This is a genomic window from Desulforhopalus singaporensis, from assembly GCF_900104445.1.
In the GTDB taxonomy this organism is placed as follows: Bacteria; Desulfobacterota; Desulfobulbia; order Desulfobulbales; family Desulfocapsaceae; genus Desulforhopalus_A; species Desulforhopalus_A singaporensis.
On sequence record NZ_FNJI01000112.1, the window covers coordinates 1 to 1523 of the forward strand.

The following is a 1523-nucleotide window of genomic DNA, read 5'->3' on the forward strand; positions in this document are numbered from 1 at the left end:
AAAAGCCCGGTCCCAAAGCGCTGAAGCCGCTGGATCTGAAAAAGCTGAAGTTCCCCCCCTCTGGCTGCCACAAAACAGCCAGTGGGGCATGAAGTAAGTAAGCCTTCATCTTGAAAAATTGTTTCAGCAGTTTGGTCGTCCGCTGTTTCTCAAGCGTGATAACGGCGGTAATCTCAACCAAGGGGCTGTCACAGATAAGCTTTCCAGAAATCATGTGCTGCCCCTCAACAGCCCTTGCTATTATCCCAAGTATAACGGGGCTGTTGAACATGGACAGGGCGAAATGAAGTTGAACCTCAAAAAAAAATACAATGGTGTCAATACGTTCATGGAATTTACACGTTGTGTTGAGCTTGCCGCTCACGATCTCAATCACATACCCAGAAGAAAATTCGGCAGAGAGAACGCTTGCAGACGGTTCTTCGACAGACCCAGATTCAACTACTCAAAAAGAAAGGTAAAGGTGGTGTTTTTATGGATATATAAACGTGCTATTGATATCGTAAAGAAAGCAAAGAAAAATCTGACACCAGACGCTGCATACAGATCAGCCTGTCAGATTTGGCTCATGAAAAACAACATATTTTCAATTTCAGAAAATGGTGAAATGTTACCCCATTCTTCTTAGAAAACTGCTCATAATTAACTGTGTCGCACAATCAAGCAGGCCTCGCTCGCGTCGCCCACGGCGCTGGTCAGCACCGAGATTATCTTCAATAAAAATAATAGAAAAAATATGTCAGATATTAAACCTGGTATTTATAAACATTATAAAAACAAAAAATATAAAGTTATTTGCCAAGCGACACATTCAGAAACAAGAGAAGAGGTTATTGTGTACCAATGTTTATATGGTGACTACAGCATGTGGGTACGACCGAAACAAATGTTCACTGAATTGATTGAAGTTGAGGGACGAAAAATCCCAAGGTTTGAGTTTGTCTCCGAAATTTAAATATTTTTTATATATTAACCTCATTTGAGGTACAATCTAAACCATTTAAAGAATGAACCGATGACAGAAAAGAAGGATTTTAAAGATAAAGACCCTTTGCATGGAATAACGCTTAAAAACATGCTAGAAGACTTAGTGGAATACCATGGCTTTTCCTATCTCGCTGATAAAATAAAAATCAAAGTATTTAGTGTGAATCCGACCTTTAATGGTAGTTTAAAGTTCCTTCGTAAAACTCCTTGGGCAAGAGAGAAAGTTGAAAAACTCTATATCTATCACTTTGTGATCCGCAAGAAAAAGGAACGACCTCGGAGAAATGTGAAATAGCTATGGAACAAACATTCGAAAAATAAAAACAGATGAAATAGTTTCGACTTGATCTGACAATTGCCAGTTTGTCAGAGGTGATTGTCAGGTCAAGTCGTGACTACTCCATGCCAACGGTGATGGTGATCAGTTCAGTGGCAAGTTCCAGGGGAGTGTTCAAAATTCTGTGTCATCTTCCACAGTGCCAGCTCCTGCCTCAGCGGTAGCGGAGATAAAAGTCAGCGTCGAGAATGGGCTCCGT

General features: G+C 40.5%; 3 protein-coding genes and 1 pseudogene. 3 read left to right on the forward strand and 1 reads right to left on the reverse strand.

The genetic code is table 11. The features are described from left to right. A pseudogene (locus BLQ17_RS23055) lies at window positions 1–214 on the reverse strand (hypothetical protein); the annotation flags it as partial. On the opposite strand from BLQ17_RS23055, the gene BLQ17_RS22035 reads away from it, so the two are divergent. From BLQ17_RS22035 to BLQ17_RS22045, 3 genes are all read left to right on the forward strand, one after another. Continuing rightward, complete coding sequence (locus BLQ17_RS22035; RefSeq protein WP_092226437.1) at window positions 215–628, forward strand: hypothetical protein; 414 nt, start codon at window positions 215–217, stop codon at window positions 626–628. It begins immediately after the preceding pseudogene. Between the two features lie 108 nt (window positions 629–736). After that, entirely contained in the window at window positions 737–955 is a 219-nt protein-coding gene (locus BLQ17_RS22040) for a DUF1653 domain-containing protein (protein WP_092226439.1), read from the forward strand. Between the two features lie 60 nt (window positions 956–1015). Further along, the gene (locus tag BLQ17_RS22045) at window positions 1016–1282 is read left to right on the forward strand and encodes a VF530 family DNA-binding protein (protein ID WP_092226440.1); all 267 of its coding nucleotides are present in this window, start codon (window positions 1016–1018) and stop codon (window positions 1280–1282) included. Window positions 1283–1523 lie beyond the last annotated feature (241 nt).